The organism is Clostridium sp. Marseille-Q7071 (genome assembly GCF_965112025.1).
In genome coordinates this window covers 1,116,909-1,137,078 of sequence record NZ_CBCOPR010000001.1, presented here as the reverse complement: position 1 = coordinate 1,137,078, position 20,170 = coordinate 1,116,909, and the positions used below count along the sequence as shown (strand labels likewise).

Annotated in this window: 22 protein-coding genes; 5 read left to right on the top strand and 17 right to left on the bottom strand. The window is 28.0% G+C overall.

Annotated elements, in window-relative coordinates:
- Positions 1-9: 9 nt before the first annotated feature.
- The 3 genes from ACWPW7_RS05430 to cdaA are packed head-to-tail and all read right to left on the bottom strand — an operon-like array spanning position 10 to position 3,660.
- Complete coding sequence (locus ACWPW7_RS05430) at positions 10-1,614, bottom strand: NAD(P)/FAD-dependent oxidoreductase (protein WP_454052655.1); 1,605 nt, start codon at positions 1,612-1,614, stop codon at positions 10-12.
- Complete coding sequence (locus ACWPW7_RS05425) at positions 1,595-2,842, bottom strand: CdaR family protein (protein WP_454052654.1); 1,248 nt, start codon at positions 2,840-2,842, stop codon at positions 1,595-1,597. The genes ACWPW7_RS05430 and ACWPW7_RS05425 overlap by 20 nt, the downstream gene beginning before the upstream one ends.
- Positions 2,812-3,660 carry a diadenylate cyclase CdaA gene (gene cdaA / locus ACWPW7_RS05420; protein WP_454052653.1) on the bottom strand — a complete coding sequence of 283 codons (849 nt, stop codon included), beginning with the start codon at positions 3,658-3,660 and terminating at the stop codon, positions 2,812-2,814. Before cdaA ends, ACWPW7_RS05425 begins: the two co-directional genes overlap by 31 nt.
- Positions 3,661-4,080: 420 nt before the next feature.
- Here cdaA and ACWPW7_RS05415 point away from each other — a divergent pair, with 420 nt between their 5' ends.
- Positions 4,081-5,079 (top strand): hypothetical protein, encoded by a 999-nt coding sequence (locus ACWPW7_RS05415; RefSeq protein WP_454052652.1) that lies wholly within the window; start codon positions 4,081-4,083, stop codon positions 5,077-5,079.
- Positions 5,080-5,160: 81 nt separating this feature from the next.
- Entirely contained in the window at positions 5,161-5,316 is a 156-nt protein-coding gene (locus ACWPW7_RS05410; RefSeq protein WP_454052651.1) for a hypothetical protein, read from the top strand.
- 135 nt (positions 5,317-5,451) lie between these two features.
- On the opposite strand, the gene trxA is transcribed toward ACWPW7_RS05410, so the two are convergent.
- The 8 genes from trxA to ACWPW7_RS05370 all read right to left on the bottom strand — a co-directional run bounded on the left by trxA (position 5,452) and on the right by ACWPW7_RS05370 (position 12,940).
- A complete protein-coding gene (trxA, locus tag ACWPW7_RS05405; protein ID WP_454052650.1) occupies positions 5,452-5,763 on the bottom strand; it encodes a thioredoxin in 312 nt (103 codons plus the stop codon).
- 247 nt (positions 5,764-6,010) lie between these two features.
- Positions 6,011-7,276 carry a tetratricopeptide repeat protein gene (locus tag ACWPW7_RS05400; protein WP_454052649.1) on the bottom strand — a complete coding sequence of 422 codons (1,266 nt, stop codon included), beginning with the start codon at positions 7,274-7,276 and terminating at the stop codon, positions 6,011-6,013.
- A 401-nt stretch (positions 7,277-7,677) separates the two neighbouring features.
- The gene (locus tag ACWPW7_RS05395) at positions 7,678-8,667 is read right to left on the bottom strand and encodes a DUF4652 domain-containing protein (protein WP_454052648.1); all 990 of its coding nucleotides are present in this window, start codon (positions 8,665-8,667) and stop codon (positions 7,678-7,680) included.
- Positions 8,664-9,230 (bottom strand): RNA polymerase sigma factor, encoded by a 567-nt coding sequence (locus ACWPW7_RS05390; protein ID WP_454052647.1) that lies wholly within the window; start codon positions 9,228-9,230, stop codon positions 8,664-8,666. Before ACWPW7_RS05390 ends, ACWPW7_RS05395 begins: the two co-directional genes overlap by 4 nt.
- Positions 9,231-9,529: 299 nt before the next feature.
- The gene (gene citG / locus ACWPW7_RS05385; protein ID WP_454052646.1) at positions 9,530-10,408 is read right to left on the bottom strand and encodes a triphosphoribosyl-dephospho-CoA synthase CitG; all 879 of its coding nucleotides are present in this window, start codon (positions 10,406-10,408) and stop codon (positions 9,530-9,532) included.
- Positions 10,401-10,925, bottom strand: coding sequence for a citrate lyase holo-[acyl-carrier protein] synthase (gene citX, locus ACWPW7_RS05380; RefSeq protein WP_454052645.1), 525 nt, complete (start codon positions 10,923-10,925; stop codon positions 10,401-10,403). The genes citG and citX overlap by 8 nt, the downstream gene beginning before the upstream one ends.
- A gap of 3 nt (positions 10,926-10,928) precedes the next feature.
- The gene (citC, locus tag ACWPW7_RS05375; protein ID WP_454052644.1) at positions 10,929-11,972 is read right to left on the bottom strand and encodes a [citrate (pro-3S)-lyase] ligase; all 1,044 of its coding nucleotides are present in this window, start codon (positions 11,970-11,972) and stop codon (positions 10,929-10,931) included.
- A 254-nt stretch (positions 11,973-12,226) separates the two neighbouring features.
- Positions 12,227-12,940, bottom strand: coding sequence for a DUF5714 domain-containing protein (locus ACWPW7_RS05370; RefSeq protein ID WP_454052643.1), 714 nt, complete (start codon positions 12,938-12,940; stop codon positions 12,227-12,229).
- A gap of 218 nt (positions 12,941-13,158) precedes the next feature.
- Here ACWPW7_RS05370 and ACWPW7_RS05365 point away from each other — a divergent pair, with 218 nt between their 5' ends.
- Positions 13,159-13,851 carry a TIGR01906 family membrane protein gene (locus tag ACWPW7_RS05365; protein ID WP_454052642.1) on the top strand — a complete coding sequence of 231 codons (693 nt, stop codon included), beginning with the start codon at positions 13,159-13,161 and terminating at the stop codon, positions 13,849-13,851.
- 106 nt (positions 13,852-13,957) lie between these two features.
- On the opposite strand, the gene ACWPW7_RS05360 is transcribed toward ACWPW7_RS05365, so the two are convergent.
- The 3 genes from ACWPW7_RS05360 to yedE are packed head-to-tail and all read right to left on the bottom strand — an operon-like array spanning position 13,958 to position 15,477.
- Positions 13,958-14,194, bottom strand: coding sequence for a DUF3343 domain-containing protein (locus ACWPW7_RS05360; protein WP_291561091.1), 237 nt, complete (start codon positions 14,192-14,194; stop codon positions 13,958-13,960).
- Position 14,195: 1 nt separating this feature from the next.
- A complete protein-coding gene (locus ACWPW7_RS05355; protein ID WP_349676783.1) occupies positions 14,196-14,405 on the bottom strand; it encodes a sulfurtransferase TusA family protein in 210 nt (69 codons plus the stop codon).
- Positions 14,389-15,477: a YedE family putative selenium transporter gene (gene yedE, locus ACWPW7_RS05350; protein WP_454052641.1), complete on the bottom strand. Its 1,089-nt coding sequence runs from the start codon at positions 15,475-15,477 to the stop codon at positions 14,389-14,391. Before yedE ends, ACWPW7_RS05355 begins: the two co-directional genes overlap by 17 nt.
- A gap of 149 nt (positions 15,478-15,626) precedes the next feature.
- Here yedE and ACWPW7_RS05345 point away from each other — a divergent pair, with 149 nt between their 5' ends.
- Both ACWPW7_RS05345 and ACWPW7_RS05340 read left to right on the top strand, forming a co-directional pair.
- Positions 15,627-16,790: an aminotransferase class V-fold PLP-dependent enzyme gene (locus ACWPW7_RS05345; RefSeq protein WP_454052640.1), complete on the top strand. Its 1,164-nt coding sequence runs from the start codon at positions 15,627-15,629 to the stop codon at positions 16,788-16,790.
- Positions 16,791-16,832: 42 nt separating this feature from the next.
- The gene (locus ACWPW7_RS05340; RefSeq protein ID WP_454052639.1) at positions 16,833-17,363 is read left to right on the top strand and encodes a CDP-alcohol phosphatidyltransferase family protein; all 531 of its coding nucleotides are present in this window, start codon (positions 16,833-16,835) and stop codon (positions 17,361-17,363) included.
- A gap of 89 nt (positions 17,364-17,452) precedes the next feature.
- On the opposite strand, the gene citF is transcribed toward ACWPW7_RS05340, so the two are convergent.
- From citF to citD, 3 genes are read right to left on the bottom strand one after another with little or no spacing between them, the layout of a single operon-like run.
- A complete protein-coding gene (gene citF, locus ACWPW7_RS05335; RefSeq protein WP_454052638.1) occupies positions 17,453-18,991 on the bottom strand; it encodes a citrate lyase subunit alpha in 1,539 nt (512 codons plus the stop codon).
- A gap of 26 nt (positions 18,992-19,017) precedes the next feature.
- Positions 19,018-19,890, bottom strand: coding sequence for an HpcH/HpaI aldolase/citrate lyase family protein (locus ACWPW7_RS05330; RefSeq protein WP_454052637.1), 873 nt, complete (start codon positions 19,888-19,890; stop codon positions 19,018-19,020).
- Between the two features lie 14 nt (positions 19,891-19,904).
- Positions 19,905-20,168 carry a citrate lyase acyl carrier protein gene (citD, locus tag ACWPW7_RS05325; protein WP_454052636.1) on the bottom strand — a complete coding sequence of 88 codons (264 nt, stop codon included), beginning with the start codon at positions 20,166-20,168 and terminating at the stop codon, positions 19,905-19,907.
- Positions 20,169-20,170 lie beyond the last annotated feature (2 nt).

Genomic DNA, 20,170 nt, shown 5'->3' with positions numbered 1-20,170 from the left:
TTAAAATGACTAACAATTCGGCACATTGTATTTTTTCATTATTGTTTCTGCAATTTTCAGTCCATCTACAGCAGCAGATATAATTCCTCCAGCATATCCTGCACCTTCACCAGCAGGGTATAATCCTTCTGTTGAGATACTTGTATTGCTTTCATTTCTATTTATTCTAACTGGCGCAGATGTTCTAGTTTCAATACCTGTAAGTACTGCATCACCACTACCAAATCCTGCTATTCTCTTATCAAATACTGGCAGTGCTTCTTTTAAAGCCTTTATGACATAATTAGGTAAGCAATCCTTCATTTCACTAAATTCAAAACCTGGTGTATAGCTTGGTTTAACCTTACCTAATTTTGTTGATTTTCTATCCTGTAAAAAGTCTTCTACTAATTGCAGTGGTGCATTATAACTTGCTCCTGCTACCTTGTAAGCTAAAGCTTCATAATGCCTTTGGAATTCTATACCTGCTATTGGAGAGGTATTTCCAAAGTCCTCTGGGTTAACGGACACTACTATAGCAGAATTAGCATTATCACTATCTCTTTTATAATTGCTCATTCCATTAACCACTACTGTATTCTCCTCCGAAGCAGCAGCAACTACTTGACCACCAGGACACATGCAAAAACTATAGACAGATCGATTTAAATTTTTGCTACTATAAGTCAACTTATATTCTGCAGCTTTTAACCTAGAATGGTCTTTATACTTTCCATATTGATTTTCATTTATTAAACTTTGAAGATGTTCTATTCTAGCTCCTATAGCAAAAGGTTTTGGTGTCATAAATGCCCCTCTTTTAAAAAGCATTTCATAGGTATCTCTTGCACTATGACCTATAGCTAATATTAATGCTTCACAAGGTATTTTTTGTCCATTTACAATTACCTCTTCTACTTTATTATTCTTTATGACTAAATCTTCTAGTTTAGAATTAAATAATACATCTCCACCTAAATTAATAATAGCTTCTCTTATATTCTTAACCACTGACTTTAATATGTCTGTTCCTATATGAGGTTTTGCCATATATAGTATTTCTTCTGGTGCCCCTGCCTTAACTAATTCTTCTAAAACATAATCACATCTATCATCTTTAATTCTTGTTGTTAGCTTTCCATCAGAAAAAGTACCTGCTCCACCTTCCCCAAATTGGACATTGGACTCTGTATTTAACTTTCCTTTAATCCAAAAATTATCCACAGACTTACTTCTACTATCCACATCCTGTCCACGCTCAACTATTATAGGCTTATATCCCTTTTGAGCCATAAGAAGACCAGCAAAAAGTCCTGCTGGTCCCATACCTACTATAATTGGTCTACTATGCATTTTTTCATTTCCAAATTCAAATTCTGCATTATATTTTTTCTTTTCTATTTTAACATCGCTACTATTAACCTTTGATACAATCTTCTCCATATTGTCACAGGTAATTTCAACACAGTAATTAAATTTGATAGAATTCTTCTTACGTGCATCTATAGATTCTTTAGAAATTCTAAAATCTTTTATTTGATTTTCTTTTATTCTTAATTTTTTAGCTGCTTTTGTTTTTAATAGATTAATATCCTCTTCTATATCTAGGATTAGGTTATTCACTCGAATCCACATTATCGTTACTTACCTCCGTTGTTTTCTTAATGTTTACTTTCACGGTTTGTATATTTTGTGATACTTTTGTTAAGTTCTCTGGAATACCAGCGATAACTATTGGAACATCATGATCTCCTTCATTTAAATTTTTCAAATCTAAAGTTGCAGTAATAGCTTCTGGAGTCACCTTATTTAAGTCTTCCTCATAACCAGATAATACTAATTCTAAAGTATCTTTATCTAGAGTTACCGTTGATTTTTCTGGAACATTAAGCTGTTTTATGCCTATATTAAAGCTTTTCTCTGATTTTTTCTTCAAATTTAAAGTGAACTTAACTTTTACCGTAATATTTGATATTTTAACACCCTCAGGTACTTCCAGATTTACATCTAGAGTGGTATCAGCATTTATAGTGCTTAAATCTATAGGCTCTGTTGATAAACTAGCTATATTATTTACCGCGTCGCTAACACCTGTTATCTCAACATTTTTTGGATTAACATCCATAGTTTCAATTGTTACTCCATTTGGTGCTTCCCCAGTAGTGTTAATTCGTATTGGCACCGATTTACCTTTTTTTATTGATATTCTTATTGTTGCAGTAGACGCTGATAATGTAACATTATTTACTGCTTTTCCTTCGCCATCAATTGGTATTAATTCAACAACTTTTTCTACATCTCTATCCATATTAGTAACATCTATTTTTCCTAATACGCCTTGTACCATATCTACATACTTAGATGGTCCATTTACCTTTACAACTGATGGAGAAATAACTGGTTCCTCTCTATATGCTCCTGGAGTTAAATCTCCTTGTATATCCGGTGTAATTGCTACCTCTTTTTCCTTTAAAGTATCAATTTGTACCTCTATCCATAAATTTTCACTCGCTATACTTACAGTACTTGGGCTCTCCGTTATCTCTATAGGTATAGTATTTTTTCCTGCTTTTAGAGCATATTTACTTAAATCTACTACAATTTTAAAATCTTTATTTTTATCTATATGGTAAACAGCTGATGCTGGTCCTTTTACATTTAAATTAACTTTAAAATCTTGATCAGGTAGTAACACTAAATTATTTTGAGCTAAAGCTTCTGTATTTAAAACTTGTACTGGTATATTTTTTATTGAATGACTTGTAATAGGATTTTCCGTACCTCTTATATAAAACCATAATGCAAATGAGGCTATGATACAACAAATTTTAATTAAGATATCTTGTCTTTTCTCTTTATCCATACTCTAACCCTCTCTTTAAATGTTACTTCCGTTTTATGTCTACTCTTCATTATCTTAACAAGAATACTCTTTAACTTATCTTTATCATAGTGTCTTAGTAATCGTCCATTTACAGCTAAAGATACAACACCTGTTTCCTCAGAAACTATAATTGTAAGTGCATCTGTTATTTCAGTGACACCTATAGCTGCTCTATGTCTTGTACCTAACTGCTTATTCAATTTGTCATTATTAGTAAGTGGAAGGAAACATCCTGCTGATACAATTCTATCATTTCTAATGATTGTAGCTCCATCATGTAGAGGAGTATTTACAACAAATATATTTTGAAGTAGTGCAGAAGAAACCACTGCATCTATTTTAGTACCAGTATTTATAATATCTCCAAGTCCTGTCTTTTGTTCAATTACAATTAGTGCCCCTGTTTTTTCTTTAGCTAATTCTTCTACAGCATCAACAATTTCATTAACAACATTGTTCATAATTTCTTCATCTTCATAAATTATCTTATCCATAAAAGAAGTTCTTCCTATGTGCTCTAATGCTTTTCTCACTTCAGGTTGGAAAATAATAACAACGGAAATTAATCCAATTGTGATTGTATTGCTTAAAATATAATTAAGCATTGTTAAATTGAAAAACTCACTTATAGGGATTAATAAAAATATAAGTAATACACCTTTTAAGAGTTGTACAGCTCTTGTTTCTTTTATAAGTGTATATCCTTTATAAAATATTACAGAAACTGCCAAAATGTCTATAAGTGAAAATATATCAAATCCTTTTAAGCTATTTATTATAAAATTTAAACCCTCCATTGCTGCCTCACCTCTTACTATAATTCCTAATTATAATTATACACTAATAATTTTATTTATAATACATTGTAAGTTTATTTTTATTTAGTAAAATAATGAATTTATAATTTATGAATATTTTTCCTTGATTCTTAATATAACAATATAAAAAAGTAATAACTCTATTCTCAAGTGATTATAGTTATAGTAAATAAAAAAAGCATTTTTTACTCTTAGAATAATGACCTATGTTGTAAGTATAAGCATATTTAAAAATAATAATTCTAATGTTTATAAACTATGTGCTCTATATCTTTGCAATGTGATTATTTGTGCAATATAAAATATCATAAAAATTTTAAACTAACTATTTTTCAGATGTCTAAATTTAAAACATACTTTTAAAAATTAATAAACTTTTAAAATTAGGAGGATGATTTCATGAATATAGAAATCAAGGATAAAAAGCAAATATTTCTAAACTATTTGATGATTGTTGTTGCAGCCATATCATTATTCTGCTTTAGCTATAATTTTTTTAAAGGAAGAATTATAGATTCACAAGTAAATTATATTGATAGTACTTTAAAAGAAATTAATACGATAAATAATAGATGTAATGATTTTATAGTAAAGGATAGTATCAATGTAAATAAATCTTTAAAAATAATTCCTGAAATGATTAATGAATTAAATAAAATAAAGGATGATATTAACATTCAAGAATATGACCCTGAAAAATTAGATAGCTTAAGAAATGGAGTGGAAAATAATATACTTATGTATATACAAATGGAAGCTATGTTAAAAAATCCAGCGGGAAATGATATAGAAAAAGCAGCTAAAAATTTAAAAACTTATTATACTATTGCTTCAAATTATTATTCTATTTTTAGTGAAAATGCTATATCTATATTAAAGTCAAGTTTTTTTGCTATTGATAATATTACTAATTATTGTTTATCAACATTTAACTCGACTAGAGAAAAAGAAGTTAACGATGACCAAAATACACTATTTGTAAATGCTATGGATAACATTAGTAGTTATTATGATAAATTAAAAATAGATTTTTCTCCTCTATCCTTAAAAGCTAGAAATAATATCGTAACTTATGAATTAGCTATTTCTGATATTGATAATCAAATTACTTCTCTAAAAATTTTAAAAGATAGCTTAAAAAATATTTCAGTACCTAATAACGGATTAAAATCTTATGAAGAATTAGATATCTCTATGGAAGAATATTATAATTATCTTCAGAATTTTAAATACGCGTTGTCCATGGAAAAAGTCCATGCTAAAAATCCAGAAACTGATAGCGATTTTTATGAATCTCTATATATAACGTCAAAAAAACATCTAAGTAGCTCAGAAACTCACTATAGTAAATTTAAAAGCTCTTATAAAAAACTTAAAAGTGCACCTACTTTAATTTAAATACTTTCACTTTTTTTATAAAATCTATGCATGATTTTTAACATTAAGGTAAAAATACCATATAAAGAGGTGATGAGTTTAATGAAAAATAATTTAGTAATTGGATTAGTTTTACTAACATTAATTATATTGCCTTCGAAAAATATAAGCTCATTAGAACAAGATACTATGATAAAATTTAACGTTAAATCTATAGAAGTATTTCAAAGTACAACAAATTTTTTATATGAACTCTAGCTTAAAAAGGTAGTAATATTATCTACCTTTATTTTCTTATATATTTTTACAGATTCTGAATTCTATTTTACCATTGATGTTTAAAAAGAATTTTATTTACGTATAAAATAAGCGTGACCCTAAGTCACGCTCTTTTTATACATGTTTTTCAACTATAGCTCTCAATTCATCTTTTTGTTTAAATCCAACTGATGTTTCCACAACAGCACCATTTTTAAATATTTTAATTGTTGGTATACTCATTACTCTATGCTCTCTAGCTAATGCAGAATTATCTTCAACATTAACTTTAGCAAATATTGCTTCTGGCATTTCTTGAGATAGTTCTTCAATAACAGGTCTTAACATTTCACATGGACCACACCAAGAAGCCCAAAAATCAACAACAACTGGTTTATCTGTATTAGCTAATTCTAATTTAAAATTATCTTCTCTTAATTCTAACATTAAAATACTCCTCCAATTCAAATTAATATTTTATATTAATAACTATGTTATTATTATCTTCTAATTATAAACTATAAATTCTTTTTATTCTAAATGATTTTTAGAATTTATATTAAGTTTAAATTACTATAAATTTTAATACAAATTTATATATTTATCAATAGTAATTTGCAATTAATAATAATTATTATTGATAATCCTATAAAATTTTATAAAATTATCAATTAATTATTTTATATGCCTGAATCTATTTTAAAATGTTTTCTATTTTAGAATTATTAAATTGAGAATAAGGGAATTTATTTATTATTTCATTGGCATACTTTTTAGATTGTTCAATATTAGTATGTTCGTTTAAAACTGCTAAATTATAAACTACATTTTCTATATAATCTCCATCTTTAAATTTATTAGCATAAATTTCATAATACTTTATAGAAGTAGTTATATCACTTTCTTTTTCATAACTTAATGCTAACATATATATTATATGCTCATATAAATAATTTCCTTCGCTAAATTCATATATTTTTTCTAATTCTCTTATAGAATTTTTATAATCACCCTTATTTCTAAATTCTTCTGCTTTATCATAATAAACTTTTATAGCTTCTTTATTTATAAAGTTAAAAGCTTTTATATACATTTGTTTTTCATTATCATTAAGTACACTATTTTTATAATCTTTTAGAATTTTTATTATATCATCATATTTACTATTGTCTATATGTACTTTTAGTTCTTCAAAAGGAAATTTATTCTCCTCTTTTTTATTTTCTTCTACTTTATTTTCTTCTACTTTATTTTTATTTTTTTCTTCCTCTTTTTCTTCTTTTACATTTAATTCTTGTTTCTGCTCATTATTTTGCTTATTATTATCTTCTACTATTAAGTTATTTTTATTATAGCTTACTTTAATAAAAGTATATATAGATAAAGAAATTAATAAAATTAAAGCAATAGATGATCCTACTAAAATTTTATTAGAATATTTTTTCTTATATTTAATTACACCTAAATCATTCATTAATTTCATAGTTTCTGTTGCCATTTTATTATTTTTATCTGTTTTTAATACTTCATTAATATGTTTCTCCGCATTATTATATTGACCCAATTTTATATAACATTGAGCTAAATAATTATTTAAATTTATAAAATTAAAATGAGATTTTTGACAGTTCTTAAAAAGCTCTAGTGATTCTTTTATTTTCAACTGTGTAAAGGCAGCTTTTCCTTCATTAAATAGTTTAAGATTTTCTTTATCTCTATTGCTATCCTCTAAATACTTTCTAGCTACATCATCATTATTTAATCTATAATTAATTTTCCATTGATTCCTTGCCTCTTCTAAATCACCTTTTAAATAGTGCAAAAGTCCTTTTAAATTTAATGCTGCTGAATTTCCCCTTCCTAACTCTAAACTTTTTTCACAATAAATTAATGCTTTTTCAAAATTCCCTTCATAGTAATAGTTCATTGCTTTCATATAATTTTTCTTAGATTTTTCCATGATTTCACCGCACTTCTTACCTAGTTATAAGTCAATTATACCATAATTTTACTAACTACATTTAATTTTAAAATTACCCTGTATAAGTAAAATAATTATTGTAAATTAAAACTTAATAAACCATATCTTTTTTGTATAATTAATCTTTATAACTATATCATCGTGATAAAAAATAAAGAGTTAAGATACTTTATAATGAATGAAAATGAAAAATTATATTTAAAACTCCACTATCAATAGCTTCAGGGCTTTTACAATAAATTTCACCTTTGATTTCTATAGGTAAACTATTCTAAAAATTAATATATAGCTAAACTTTAGTTAATTGAGAATGGACAATTTACAATTTAAGAATAAAATAATAAAAAAAGGAAGCTAAAATATTAACTTCCATAAATTGTTTATTCTATTGTTATTAAATCTCCTGGAGTATACTTCTCTATTATTTTCTCTTTATCTTCATATTTATTTAATGTGTCATCAATATAATGTATTAACTTTATTTTTAAATTATTTCCTTCAGGGCTGATTGATATTAATCTTTCTCTAGGATTTTGAGCTTCATACATTGAAATATAGCTGTTATTTTTTACATTTAATAAAATAGCTTTATCTCCTGTTTCTAATCTCCCGTATCCTAAACCAGTAATAACAATTAAATTTTCATTATCATACCATTGTATATATAACGGACTTTGCTGTGCAGTTTCATCAGCTAATTTAAATTCATACATCTTACTATTAACTATATCTTTTACAAATATAGTTCCTACGCCTTCTTCTTTACCATATGTGCCTCTTCCTTCAATAGCTGCTTCAAATTTACCATCAACTGTTGTTTTCCATGGTGTAGAAAATTCTAACTTTTTATTTAAATCTACTTCGTTCATATTAAATAAAGATATATTTTCTAATACTTTAAAAGACTTATCCTTTGATTCCTTATTCCCTATATTAGAATCTTCTGTTATAGAATTATCTTGAAAAGAAGAATATTCTTCCGCAGCACTCTTAGTCATAATCTCTGGCTTTTTAGAGTTTCCTTTGAAAGCCATAGGTATCATAAAAATTCCTATTAGTAATACTGCTGCAACACCTATATATTTTTTGCTGTGTTTTTTAAAACTATAATGAAGTTTATTATTTATAGTATTCTTATATTTATTTTTATCTATAGAATTCATAATTGCTTCTTTTGAGCTTTTAAACTCAATTCCATCAATACTGAAAACATCTGTAAAAGCGTCTTCTAAGGCTAGTTCTTCTTCGTATAAACTTCTACAGCTTTCGCAGTTTGAAATGTGATCTTCCATTTCTCTATCATCATCTGCTGATAAAGTACCATGAATATACTCTAATATTTTGTTTTTAAATAAATCACAATTCATCATTTATACTTCACCTCTTTTTCACTAAGATAAGTTTTGTAGTTTTCTCTTATTCTATAGTACCTCCGCTTTACTGTTGACTCTGTCATTTTTAGTAGTTCTGCTATATCACTAAAAGTGAGTTTTTCAGAATATCTTAAAATTAGTATTTGTTTATCATCTTCATTTAAGCTGTCAATATATTCTTTTATATCTTCTTTTGTTTCTTTATATTCTGCTATTTGTTCTGGTGACATCTCTTTTGATGATAAATCATAAGCTTCATCTATATTAGTTTCATAAATTTTATTATATTTTCTTATATAATCTATAGTTTTATTTCTTGCAATTTGAAGTATCCAATTTGAGAATTTAAACTTTTTATCATACATGTAAAGTTTGTTATATATAGTAATAAAGACTTCTTGGGTTATATCCTCTGATGCTTCCTTTTGTTTTAACATATTATAAACAAATTTTAGCACCATAAGTTCATACTTACTAACAATTGTATTGAAGCTATCCACATCCCCCTTCAACACATTATTGACTAAGTTAATATCTTCAAAGGCATCAACTCTTGCCATCATTTTACCTCGCTTTATATAATTAATACGAACTTACTTCTATTAAAGTTAGGCATCTGAAAGAAAATAATAGATCAAAGATGTTAATATATTTTAGGCATATGAAATAAAATAGCTAGTTAAAGATGCGAAATATATTTTGCATCAGACAAGGAGACAGATTTTCATGATAGTGTAGCTATCATGAAGTTCTGACAACGTAGTATGATGGAAAATAAGATAACATACTGGTCTATTATTTTTTTTGAAGATGCTTCACCGTTTTTTTAAAACTTCTTTTAAAGTACAATTGCCTATTGTCACTCTTCAATACTCAATTCTTTAAAATATTCTTCTGTTAAATAAAAAAACACTGTGATTGCTAGTAGATCAGCACATCCCCCTGGACTTATTCTAAGACTTATAAATTCTTTTTCCATAGATAAAATTCTTTCTCTTCCCTTTAGTGTTCTCATACCACCTAGTTCTATTATTTCTTTAGCTTGCATATTTACATTCTTTAGCATTTCTAAAGAATGTCTATGAAGTATATTAGAATCATCTACTCTTCCCATTAAAGCTATTAATGTATGAATTAGCCTATCATTAAAACTTAATTCATAGGTTTCCTTGAATATTTTTAATCCATAATCAAAAACCAAAGGCAATCCCTTTTCAACTTGTCCTCTTATTCCTTCAATCCCATACTCAATATAAAATTTTTCTCCATAGGTTAGCTTTTTGCTTTTATCTATATTTTTTAATTCCTTTTCAACTATTCCGCCAGTCATTTCCTTTATTATATTTCTTATGTCACTAAAAGTTTTTTTATCATGTATTGCTTTTGTAGTAGCAGCAACAGCTATTCCTAAAAGAAAAATCATTCCTTTATGAGTATTAATTCCTTTAGTTTTTTCAAACATTGAGTTTTCAGCTTCTATTCCGACTTCTCTTATGCTTTGAAAAATTTCTTTAGCTGTATTTTTCGAGTATCCTTTTTCTGCAAACAAAATCATATACTTTATAAGTTCAGAGGTACTTTGTATAAAAGTATAATAATCCATATCATTGTGAGCTCCACTAGATATAGGTGATACAAGTCCTGGAGAAGGAAAGCAGCTTATTTCGTAAAGCATAGACTCTACTGCAAAACTGCTTATTTTAAAAGATATATTATTTATACTATAAGTTTTACACATCATTGTTCTCCATATAATCTCTAACACTTATTCTTATGTGATCTTTTATTTCTTCTATATGGTGATTCTTATTTCTAACGCATACATGTGCATCTTCATCACATATGAAACATTTTCTTCTATAATAGCCTAAGTGTTCTCTACTTAAACTATTCTTTTCTTCATCATAAACATCAATATCTAAAAATCTACCTAATGAATGAGAATGCTCTATTTCTACAGTAGTTTTTTTAATTTCTATCGCATCCCCTTCCACTACCAAAATGATTATATATCCTTCAGCAGTGGTCATTTTAGTTTTAAATATTGTTTTATCCTCTAGCTTTTCTATAAGTACTTTATCCGCTATTGCCATAAGGTTTTCTGTAATCTCATTAGCTTTATTAAGTCCTGGATAGTTACTTCTAGCACAAACTACAGGAGCGTGATATTCATTTATAAGTTTTTCAATAAATGAAACTCTTTCTTCTCTTGCTTCTAATAATTCTTCTAATTTTAACATTTCTTCTTTATTCATAATTTAATGAGGAGAATTAGACAATTTAATTTTCTCCCTTATTTCAACTCCTTCTTTCGCATTTAAAAAATCGTAGGTTACCTTTGGAACAATTTCTTTAATTTTATCCATATTTTCTTCCTTAATTAATTCTCTAACTGCTGAGGCACTTATAGCGATGTCTTCATAGTCTTTACGTGGAATTTCTATAACCTCTACATTAAATTGTGGCAGTATTTCTTTTAAGCTTTTATTATATTGATTTGTAACTTCACAATAAGGTTCTTCACCTAAAAACCTCTTATTTATGTTAAATTTATTACAAAAGTATTTTCCAAAAATTTTTCCATCTAGTGATGTATAAGCACTCAGTATATCATCTTTTTTCCTTAAAAAATAAGACGGAAAAGTGGCAGAAGATATAATATATTCTCCCCCAGGTAAAACTTTAACATTCTTTAAATGTTCAGTTCCACTCTTTACTAAGTTATATCTTACCTCAAAAGGAAATAATGACTTATTCTCCTCTACTATAAATACTAAAACTTCTTCACTAACTTTAGATGCCTCTTCAATTAAATACAAATGACCTAAAGTAAAAGGATTACAATTCATAACTAATGAACTTCTTTCTTTTTTCTCCTCTAAATTATACTTCTTAGATATTTTATGTAAATAAGACTCTATATTATATATTCCATTTTCAAGTAGTGCTACTTTTTCTACTCTTTCTATAAGTTTATATCCTAATCCTAAAAAAATTTCTATATTCTCTGGTTTGGTAAATATAAAACTATGATATATGTTTTCGTCAAACAATTTGTCATTAAGTGCATTTAAAAGGATAGCAGAAACACCTTCTCCTCTTAATTCCTCTGATACTGCAAAACACTTAAAAACACTTTTTGCTTTAGAACAAGTAGCTTTAATTTCACCATTTTGTCTAATAACTACAGCATAATCTACATCTTTATCTAAATCTAAATTAAACTCTTTTAAAAATTTTTTAACTTCCAAAACATCTCTATCTTTATTTAAATTTATTTTTTCTAAGTTTAAGTTATACATAATTTACCTCACTTTGTTAGTTTTTAGACATTTAATTTTAAAATATTATTTATTTTACAAAGATAGCTAAAAGCTATTTTTGTAAATATCCTTTTAAAAAACTATAATTTATTATACCTTATTTAATGAAAATATTGTAATTTTCATAAATTGTTAATGTATAAAAAACTATTTTGCAATATAGTAAAATAAGACTTTAGAGGATTACAATTATAATCTCTAAAGTCATATTTCAGCATTCATATTGTAGTGTATTATTTTATTTCAAGCGCCTTATAAAATTTACAATTTTCTTTTAAACATTCACTATTTATTTTACTGTAATTACAGTATGTATTTTTATTTTTTTCTAATTCTATATTTAAATTTTCCTTAATAAAATCAATAGATGTTTCAATAGCTAAAAATGAGTCCCTTTTACAGCATCTTGGGCCACCAAAGGAACTTATAACCTCTAAGCTTTTTGATGTCATAAGATTACATAGTCCCCATTTTTCCTTTGATAAAGGTGTTGCTCCTAAAATTAAACTCATAAAAATACCAGTTCCTACAGCTGCACCACAACATCCATAAAATCCACAAAATCCACCTAAAACATTTTTAGATCTTTTTTCACACTCTTGAAGTAATTTTGACAGTTTTTCTCTTTCAGAAGTTTTATTTAAATAAGCTGTTAGTAATACTGATGGAACTAAGAAATGATGCTCTGGGCCATGCATTTTTACAGATGGATGTTTCATTAAATCCATTGCAATTTCTACAGGATTAATACTTGTACTTGATATACAATAATTCTTAATTACTTCAAAGGCATCTAAACTATGACAGTTATCGCAAACATAATGTCCATATTTACAACTAGCATTAGAGTAAATCTTTTTCTTACAATAATAACATTCCATTCCCTTACTTTCATTTAAATATGTCAATTCTTCTCCACAAATCATACAATTAAATTTTTTACCCATAACACTTACCCCCTTACTAATTATTTTATCATAGTTAAGGGACGGTTCATTATTTTTATTAATATTAAAAATGCTTTATTCAAGGAATTACTCTAGTTATGCTAATTATAATGAACCGTCCCTTTTATAAAAAGGATTTATATTATTTTTATTGAATATAATATAAATTATATAACTGCATAAAAAATGTAATAACAAATACATAAAGGAGGCATTATATGAAAAACTTTAAGATATTCCTCTACTTTTTATTAGGGCTTAGTCTTTCTCTTTTTATATTAACTACTTCTATTAATATAAAAAGTTTCGATATTAATTACTATATGAATTCTTTTAAAGAAAACAATATTGAGGAAGTTACAAATATGGATGAAGAAAATCTTCGTCATGTGGCTGAGGATTTCATTAAATATTTGAAAGATGATAGAGCAGAATTGGATACTACAGCAGTGATAAAAGGCGAGCTAAGACCAGTTTATGGAGAACGTGAAATTTTACATATGATAGATGTAAAAGTTCTTTTTAAACTTAGCCAATGGATAAAAGTAATCTCTGCTATTGTAGCAATTGGAACCTTATTAATTTTATTTAAAATGAAAGCCCTAAATTCATCCTATCTTAGCAAGACACTGATGATTACTGTGGGCATAAATTTATCTCTACTATTAATTCTAGTACTTTTAATACAAAGTGATTTTACCCAGTACTTTACTTATTTTCATGAAATATTCTTTAGCAATGATTTATGGCTATTGGATCCAGAAACAGAGGTTTTGATTCAAATGATGCCAGAAACTTTCTTTATTAAAGCTGCCATTGGTATTGGACTATATTATGGCACAGCACTATTGTTAATGATGATAGTAGGTTTTCTTTTATATAAAAGAAAAAGAGAAAAATATATTATTTGATTTTTATGATGATTATTTGATAGTTGAATTTAAAGACTAAAGATATAAATGTAAATAAAAATCCTAAGGAATCATACTTCCCTAGGATTTTATTATTTAATTACTATCATTCAAAAGTTTTTATAAGTTTAAACTTGTCCTTATTACATAAGTACAGTTTTTCCATATCATCAGTAAAAATATTTTCTACATTATTTTCATATGAAAAACTAACTCCAATTCCACAGTTTGAACTCAATTGTCTAGGTACAGGTAATGTTTCATTTGATATATTATTTTTTAATAGAAATCTATTAAATTTTATAGCTCCTGAATGAGTATAAAACGTAGCTATATAATCCATATTATTTTTTAGCAGTTAGTAAGAAATCTTCTCCTACATTTTCAATTGAAACATTATAACCTGCATTCTTCATAAATCTCTCTACATTTCCACAAGCTGTATTGTTATCTACCAATACACTAGCTCCATTTTTATTTTCTTCTAGTGCCTTTTTCGTCATTAACACTGGCTCAGGGCATGACATTCCTCTAGCATCAATTTTGACCAACACTTACATCTCCTTTCTTCTTTAAGTTAAAGCTTTTATCTATACTCAAATAAGAAATAGCTAATAAAACTATCATAAATAGCATAGTTGCTATTTGACCATTTACAGTAGCTCCTTTAGCACTTGAAGCAAGTTTAAAATTGTGACTAAAAGCTGCTCCAACAAGCATTCCTAATATTGTTATAACTGAATCAATATTTCCTTCTCCTGCTAATATGAGCTGTCTCATAGGACATCCCCCTAGAAGTACTGATCCCCATCCAGCTACTACCATGCCCATAAAGTTCCATAATCCATCAGTATGTGCTATTGGTTGATCTACAAAACCAAGATTAAAATTTCCTAGCATTATATTTCCTATTAGCGCTGCAACAAATATAGCTATAAAACCCCATATTAGATAAGAATCTTTAAATAAAACTAAATCTCTTATTCCTCCAACCATACATATTCTTGTTCTCTGACATATTACACCTACTATTAAACCTATAACTAGTGCTAATAATATTGGAGTATGCATAGAGCCAGGACCTTCTTTTGAAAATATTAAAAGTCCTGAATAAGTTGCAACTAAAGCAAATAATCCAATATTAATTATTGGGAATACAAATCCCTCTATTTTAGTTTGTTTGTAGTTCCTCTTTAAGCTAAATCCTCTATTTAAGAAGAATATTCCTATTAATATCCCTACAGTAAATCCTGCTATTCCGAAAATAGCATTTAAATCTCCACCTGCTAATCTTAAAACCATTCTAGTAGGACAACCTAAAAATACTAATGCTCCTACCATCACCATAAATCCTAAGATAAACCTTATAAATGGTGAAGAACCTCCTCTAGAACTAAATTCTTTAGTAAAAAAGGAAATTAAAAATGCCCCTAATATCATGCCCATTATTTCAGGTCTTGCATACTGTACAATACCAGTGTTATGTAATCCAAGTGCTCCAGCAGTATCCCTTATAAAGCAAGCAATACAAATTCCCATATTCTTTGGATTACCAAAGTAAACTGATATAACTGCTAGTAAACCAATGATAGCTCCTCCAAGGATTATACCTTTTTTTCCTTTCATAATTTACTCCTCCCCCTAATTTTGTTATTATTAATTATGACGATTCCTTAAGTAAATTTTAACAAATAAGTATAACTCAGTAAAATTATATTATTATATAGACATTCATGTATCTATTTCTAATACTAATAATTGTTAAGGAGGATTATATGAAAACATTTTATATGGACAATGCAGCTACTTCCTTTCCTAAAGCTCCAGGAGTGGCTGAAAGCATGAGCAACTATATTTTAAATATAGGTTGTAACATAAATAGAGGAGTTTATTCTAAATCATTAGAGGCGGAAAACATAGCTTTTGAAACTAGAGAACTCCTATGTTCATTGTTTGATTTTGATAAGCCAGAAAATGTTATATTTACTTCTAACATTACCACTAGTTTGAACATGCTTTTAAAAGGATTATTAAAAAATGGAGATCATGTTATAGTTTCATCATTGGAGCACAATGCTGTTATGAGGCCACTTTCTTCTTTAGTTAATATTGGAGTAGAATTTTCTAAATGTCCTTGTGATAGTGATGGTAATCTTTACTTAGATAAATTAAGTTCTCTTATAAAAACAAATACTAAAGCTATAATTATGACTCATGCTTCTAATGTATGTGGAACAATTTTACCATTAAAAAGCATAGGTGAAATTTGTAAGAAATATAACTTATTTTTTATAATTGATGGAGCTCAATCTGCTGGATTCTTAGATATAGATTTTTATGAGCTAAATGCCAGTGCAATAGCCTTTACTGGTCATAAAGGATTACTAGGTCCTCAAGGAATTGGAGGTTTTTTGATAAGTTCTGAGCTGGCTCATAATGCTTCTCCTATAATTGAAGGTGGTACAGGTAGTCTTTCAGAACTAGAAACTCAACCTGAATATATGCCAGATAAATTTGAATCTGGAACACCAAATATTCCTGGAATATTTGGATTAAACGCTTCATTGAAATATGTATTAAAAGAAGGAGTATCTTCAATAAGAGAAAAGGAACTACAAATTACTAGTAAATTTTTAAAAGAGATACATAATCTAAGTGAAATAAAAATTATAGGTATAAAAGATAATAAAAATAGAACTGCAGTGGTATCTTTAGATTTTTTAAATAGAGATAATGGTATAGTTTCTTATTATTTAAACAAAAATTATGGAATTTCTACTAGAAGTGGATTACATTGTGCTCCTTCTGCCCACAAGTCATTAGGGACTTTTCCTAGGGGTACTGTGAGATTTAGTTTTTCACATTTTACCACCATAGAGGACATAAGTTATTCTATTAATGCAATAAGTAAAGTCATTAAAAATGTGGATAAATATTAATTTGTAGGAAGCATACTTTATGTTAGAGTGATGGTGATATAAATGAAAAATATTCCCAATTTAATTACAATAGCAAGAATATTAGGAACAATAGTTTTGGTGTTTATAAAACCATTTTCGAAAATATTCTTTATAATATATTTTATATGTGGTATCAGTGATGTTTTGGATGGAATGATTGCACGAAAGATGAATTTAGTAAGTAAAAAGGGGCAGGTTCTTGATAGTATTGCAGATTTTTTTATGTTTATAGTTTTTTTGTTCATATTTGTGCCTAATTTAAAATTTTCTTTATTGGGCATATACTGGGTAGTTATTATTGCAGTTATTCGCTTTATATCGTTGGGAGTTGGTTTTATGCGCTATAAACAACTCTCCTTCTTACACACTTATGCAAATAAGTTAACAGGTATAGTTTTGTTTTGTTTCCCTTTTATATATGTTGTATTAGGATTATACACAACAACTATTTTAGTTTGTTTTATTGCAAGCATTTCGGCAGTGGAAGAATTAATTATTAATATTGTTTCTAAAAAATTATGTAGAGATATTAAATCCATATTTTCATTATGAAAATGCACACAATTTACAAATTCCAACTTATTAAATAAAGAAAAGACATAGAATAATTCTGTTTATTCTATGTCTTTTATCTATTTATTCTATAATGGTTTTTTCACTACATCTATAACTGAACCATCTCTATACTCTACTACTGCAACTACTTCATCAGATAGTTCTATTGCTTTAGGCTTTCCAGTCATTTTTTCTGCTATAGCCTTTAATTCTTCTATTGTCACAACAGGAAGATTAGTGTTTTTTAATTTCTCAATTAGGTCTATTCTTCTTGGATTAACAGCTATTCCTCTTTCTGTTACTATAACATCTATACTTTCTCCAGGAGTTGTTACTGTTGTAACACTATCTTTTATAATTGGAAGTCTAGCTTTTGTAAGCTTAGTAACTATTATAGTTAATTTTGCTCCTGCAGCTGTATCACTATGTCCGCCTGAGCCTCCCATTATAACTCCATCTGAAGCTGTAGTTACGTTTGTATTAAAGTTGGTATCTATCTCTGTTGCACCTAATATAACTATATCTAAGTTGTTTACAACAGCTCCTTTATTATCTGGATTTCCATACATAGATGCTGACATTCTCATATGCTCATGAGTTGAGGAATAAGATTCAACAGCTTTTAAGTCAAAGCATTGAACATCAAATAGATTTTTAAATAATCCCTCTCTATACATATCTACTATGTATCCAGTTATACCACCAGATGCAAAGCTTCCTTTTATATCTTCTTTTTTCATAAATTCTCTAAGTTCTGCTGCAACAGCTAAAGATATTCCACCAGCTCCAGTTTGGAAGCTCATTCCGTCTTTAACAAGACCTGATGCTATCATTGTATCTAGTGCCATTTTAGCTATTTTAAGTCCAACCGGATCTTTAGTTATTTGAGTTGTACCTGAAACTATTCCTGCTGGATCTCCTATAGACTCTACTTTCACTACATAGTCAACATAAATCTGACTTATTTCTATTGGGCAGTTTGGATATGGCACTAAGTTATCTGTAATTGCTACAACCTTATCAGCACCTTCTGCATCTGCTACTGCATATCCAAGTGCTCCACAAGCTGACTTTCCATATAATCCATTAATATTTCCATAGCTATCACAAGCGGGTGCAGCTACAAAAGCAACATCTATATGCAAATCTCCACTTTCAATCGCTCTTGCTCTTCCACCATGACTATGCATTACTGCTGGATACTTTAATTTTCCTTCTGATATAGCTTTTGCTACTGGACCTGATATATAGTTTGCAGCAATTCTTGTAACTACTCCACTTTCCATATATTTTACAAGTGGCGCATGTATTGGGAATATTGAACTTGCTGCTATCCTTAAATCCTTAATTCCTCTTTTAGCAATAGCTTCTACTACTGTATTTAAAACATAATCACCATTTCTTAAATGATGGTGAAAAGATATTGTCATTCCATCTTTTATACTAACTTTATCTAAAACTTCTTCTATGCTATTTACAAGTTTTTTATCCATTGGAGTTACAGATTTTATATTTACTGTAGCCTTTTTCTTTTCTCCAGCTTTTTTAAAGGCACCTTCAAAAGGTATAACCTCACCATATCCTTCTATAAAGCTTGGAAGTTCACGTCCTAATACGTTCTTCATTTTATCACCTCAATATTTAACCTTTATTAAATAAGTCCTAAAACTTTTGCTAATTCTACTGTAGTCTTAGCTCTATTGATGATTGGAGCATCTACCATTTTTCCATCTAATGAGAATACTCCCTTACCTTCTTTTTCTGCTTCTTCCATAGCCTCTAAAACTCTTTCTGCATGTCTTATTTCTGATGCAGTAGGTGCAAATACTGAATGAATTCCATCTATTTGTCTTGGATTTATAGATGCTTTACCTGTCATTCCAAGAGATTTAGCCTTAGTTGTATCTACTAATAGGCCTTCACTATCATTTGTATCTGTAAATGGAGTATCTATAGCATCAACCTTCATTGCTCTACAAGCTATAGCAACTCTATTTCTTGCATAGAAGATCTCTTCTCCAACTTTAGTTCTCTTAATGCCCATATCAGAAGTATAATCTTCTCCTCCGAGTAAAACTCCTACAATTCTATCTGAAGCCTTTATTATAGTATAAACATTTTCTACACCATAAGCAGATTCAACTATTGGTACTAATTTTATAGATTTAGCTTCAAAACCTTCTTCATTTTCTATTTTAGTAAGCCTTTTATCTATTTCTTCAAGTTCCTCTTCTGTAGCTTTAGGTACCATTAATGCATCTGGCTTAACTCTTGCAATTACATCTATATCTTCATTAGCATATTCTGTTGAAAGAGGGTTAATCCTTACCACAACTTCAACATTGCTATAATCTACATTTTTTATAGCTTCTCTAACAAGTATTCTTGCACTATCCTTTTCTGTAAGGCTAACAGCATCTTCTAAATCTAATATAACAGAGTCCGCTCCTAGAATCCCTGCATTTTGAAGCATTCCTGGATTATTACCAGGCATAAAAAGCATAGTTCTTCTTAATTTTTTCATAGTATTCACCTCTATTACTGTGCTCTTTTAACAGCAGTTTCTACTCTAGCTTTTATAGTATAATCTAATGCTCCTTTATCTTGAGCCTTAACTATAGCTTTTTCTACACCTAAATCATTTAGTGTATCTAGTATAGCTTTTCTTATTTCATCACCAAATTGTTTTATAACTATACTTTCAAGGTCTAATTCTATCCCACCTTCATCATTTGGCATAACCATTATATAAATGTCATTAGATTCTAGTGTTCCTGCTTTTGCAACTTTCTTGATTTCCATAC

What these genes read in the sequence shown, in the direction of transcription:
- citD (WP_454052636.1), bottom strand. Translation starts at nt 20,168, where the DNA reads ATGGAAATCAAGAAAGTTGCAAAAGCAGGAACACTAGAATCTAATGAC.
- citX (WP_454052645.1), bottom strand. Translation starts at nt 10,925, where the DNA reads ATGAATAAAGAAGAAATGTTAAAATTAGAAGAATTATTAGAAGCAAGA.
- ACWPW7_RS05365 (WP_454052642.1), top strand. Translation starts at nt 13,159, where the DNA reads ATGAAAAACTTTAAGATATTCCTCTACTTTTTATTAGGGCTTAGTCTT.
- ACWPW7_RS05370 (WP_454052643.1), bottom strand. Translation starts at nt 12,940, where the DNA reads ATGGGTAAAAAATTTAATTGTATGATTTGTGGAGAAGAATTGACATAT.
- trxA (WP_454052650.1), bottom strand. Translation starts at nt 5,763, where the DNA reads ATGTTAGAATTAAGAGAAGATAATTTTAAATTAGAATTAGCTAATACA.
- citG (WP_454052646.1), bottom strand. Translation starts at nt 10,408, where the DNA reads ATGTGTAAAACTTATAGTATAAATAATATATCTTTTAAAATAAGCAGT.
- citC (WP_454052644.1), bottom strand. Translation starts at nt 11,972, where the DNA reads ATGTATAACTTAAACTTAGAAAAAATAAATTTAAATAAAGATAGAGAT.
- ACWPW7_RS05415 (WP_454052652.1), top strand. Translation starts at nt 4,081, where the DNA reads ATGAATATAGAAATCAAGGATAAAAAGCAAATATTTCTAAACTATTTG.
- ACWPW7_RS05430 (WP_454052655.1), bottom strand. Translation starts at nt 1,614, where the DNA reads ATGTGGATTCGAGTGAATAACCTAATCCTAGATATAGAAGAGGATATT.
- cdaA (WP_454052653.1), bottom strand. Translation starts at nt 3,660, where the DNA reads ATGGAGGGTTTAAATTTTATAATAAATAGCTTAAAAGGATTTGATATA.
- ACWPW7_RS05340 (WP_454052639.1), top strand. Translation starts at nt 16,833, where the DNA reads ATGAAAAATATTCCCAATTTAATTACAATAGCAAGAATATTAGGAACA.
- ACWPW7_RS05410 (WP_454052651.1), top strand. Translation starts at nt 5,161, where the DNA reads ATGAAAAATAATTTAGTAATTGGATTAGTTTTACTAACATTAATTATA.
- ACWPW7_RS05390 (WP_454052647.1), bottom strand. Translation starts at nt 9,230, where the DNA reads ATGGCAAGAGTTGATGCCTTTGAAGATATTAACTTAGTCAATAATGTG.
- ACWPW7_RS05400 (WP_454052649.1), bottom strand. Translation starts at nt 7,276, where the DNA reads ATGGAAAAATCTAAGAAAAATTATATGAAAGCAATGAACTATTACTAT.
- ACWPW7_RS05425 (WP_454052654.1), bottom strand. Translation starts at nt 2,842, where the DNA reads ATGGATAAAGAGAAAAGACAAGATATCTTAATTAAAATTTGTTGTATC.
- yedE (WP_454052641.1), bottom strand. Translation starts at nt 15,477, where the DNA reads ATGAAAGGAAAAAAAGGTATAATCCTTGGAGGAGCTATCATTGGTTTA.
- citF (WP_454052638.1), bottom strand. Translation starts at nt 18,991, where the DNA reads ATGAAGAACGTATTAGGACGTGAACTTCCAAGCTTTATAGAAGGATAT.
- ACWPW7_RS05360 (WP_291561091.1), bottom strand. Translation starts at nt 14,194, where the DNA reads ATGGATTATATAGCTACGTTTTATACTCATTCAGGAGCTATAAAATTT.
- ACWPW7_RS05395 (WP_454052648.1), bottom strand. Translation starts at nt 8,667, where the DNA reads ATGATGAATTGTGATTTATTTAAAAACAAAATATTAGAGTATATTCAT.
- ACWPW7_RS05330 (WP_454052637.1), bottom strand. Translation starts at nt 19,890, where the DNA reads ATGAAAAAATTAAGAAGAACTATGCTTTTTATGCCTGGTAATAATCCA.
- ACWPW7_RS05345 (WP_454052640.1), top strand. Translation starts at nt 15,627, where the DNA reads ATGAAAACATTTTATATGGACAATGCAGCTACTTCCTTTCCTAAAGCT.